The sequence below is a fragment of the Methylacidimicrobium tartarophylax genome, from assembly GCF_902143375.2.
Lineage (GTDB): Bacteria > Verrucomicrobiota > Verrucomicrobiia > Methylacidiphilales > Methylacidiphilaceae > Methylacidimicrobium > Methylacidimicrobium tartarophylax.
Genome location: NZ_CABFVA020000105.1, coordinates 1 through 1437 on the forward strand (window position 1 = coordinate 1; position 1437 = coordinate 1437).

Annotated in this window: 2 protein-coding genes; both read right to left on the minus strand. The window is 55.3% G+C overall.

Going from position 1 to position 1437, the window contains the following annotated elements; translation table 11 throughout:
* Positions 1 to 241: 241 nt before the first annotated feature.
* Positions 242 to 508, minus strand: coding sequence for a hypothetical protein (locus MAMT_RS08965; protein ID WP_142660683.1), 267 nt, complete (start codon positions 506 to 508; stop codon positions 242 to 244).
* Positions 505 to 963 (minus strand): DUF6941 family protein, encoded by a 459-nt coding sequence (locus MAMT_RS08970; protein WP_142660685.1) that lies wholly within the window; start codon positions 961 to 963, stop codon positions 505 to 507. Before MAMT_RS08970 ends, MAMT_RS08965 begins: the two co-directional genes overlap by 4 nt.
* Between the last annotated feature and the right edge of the window lie 474 nt (positions 964 to 1437).

Below are 1437 nucleotides of genomic sequence, written 5' to 3' on the forward strand. Positions count from 1 at the left end.
GCAACGGACGGCGATTTTCTAGGAGGTAATCATGCGAACCCCAACACCTATTCACCCGGACCGACCACGTCCTTGGGTCACTGCGAAGACGCTCCAGATGTAAGCTTGGATGCGATGGATCTCGGATGAACTTTTCGTAGGCGGCCGCGGCGGCCTTTTGCACTTCCGGCGAAAGAGACTTCAGTTGCTCCCAAAACGCACGAGTCGTTCGAGACTCCATCCAGGCTCCGGCGAGGCTCGGCTAGATGTCTTCCGGGCGCCTCTCGGGAAACTGATTCGGGTTCTCTTTTAGACCCTGCTCCAACTGATCAAGCAGTCGGCTCAAGCTCGGGCGCGGAGATGGATTCCTCAAGATGGCAACCCATTCCGGACTATCGATCTCCGTGTCGATCACGACATCGCGCATGCTTGTGCTGGACAAAACATCAGGATCGCTGATCACCGTGACATTTCTTCCGATCACGGTGATCGGCTCTAGCGGTTCACAAAAAACGGCATGTTGCATCATGGAGTTTCTTTTGTGGGTCGTTGACCGGCAACGGTCAGGGCATCGACCCGAAGGGCCGCCTTCCCTGCTTCTTCGTTATCCACGAGAATCACAGCCGTGTATGGGCCGGGCTCGGCGAAATTCGCTACGGTCGGCATGGGGACTTGAACCACGTCGCTCGGGTCAAAGTTCGGCGATTTCTCGCCGAACTGAAGTTTTGCGCTGCTGCTGCATACGACATGGCCGGAATCTTCTTTCTCAAGGCGTAAAGTTACGGAGAGCGGTTTTCGCGATCCCCGCAAGTTCGTGATGAAAGCCGTCACAAAGAACTTTGCCAGAAAAGGAAACCCAGGCGAACTCAGGCGGTCAAAAATACCGATCAAGCTGATCTTGGCCGTGAACTGCTCGCGAATCATCCCATCAGAAAAAATGATCGCGCTGGCAACCGCCGGTTCTTGCATAGCTGGGTCGATCATCTTGAGCGAGCTTTCCGGAACCTGGGGAGTCCTATCGAACTAAAGGAATTGTCTCTTCCGTGTCAAACCCAGCCCGGGAGCCGTGTCGTAAGCAAGTGAAGTGATCGCTGCGAGGACAGATGAAGCGATCGCTTGGGTATTGGAGGATGGATCTGAAGTGCTCCCTAAAAGTCCAACCAGTGGTTAAGCCAAGAAGGAAGGCACTGGAATGACAGACAAGCCAAGCAGACGGACGCGTCGTCGGCAGAGCGCGGAGTTCAAGGCCAAGGTGGTCGTCGCGGCGCTGCGCCAGGAGAAAACGATCAACTAGTTGAGTACGGAATTTGGGGTGCATCCGATCGTGGTCGGGCACTGGAAGAAGCAAGCCAGCAGCCTGTCGGACTTTCCCTTTCCCTCTGGAATATGGTAAAAGAGGGCATGGCTGAGCGACTTGTGACGGTGGATCGAATGACACCGATGCTTTTGCCCGAGGAC

Bases quoted from the DNA above. Each gene is read 5' to 3' on its own strand.
- MAMT_RS08965 (WP_142660683.1), bottom strand. From the start codon at position 508: ATGATGCAACATGCCGTTTTTTGTGAACCGCTAGAGCCGATCACCGTG.
- MAMT_RS08970 (WP_142660685.1), bottom strand. From the start codon at position 963: ATGATCGACCCAGCTATGCAAGAACCGGCGGTTGCCAGCGCGATCATT.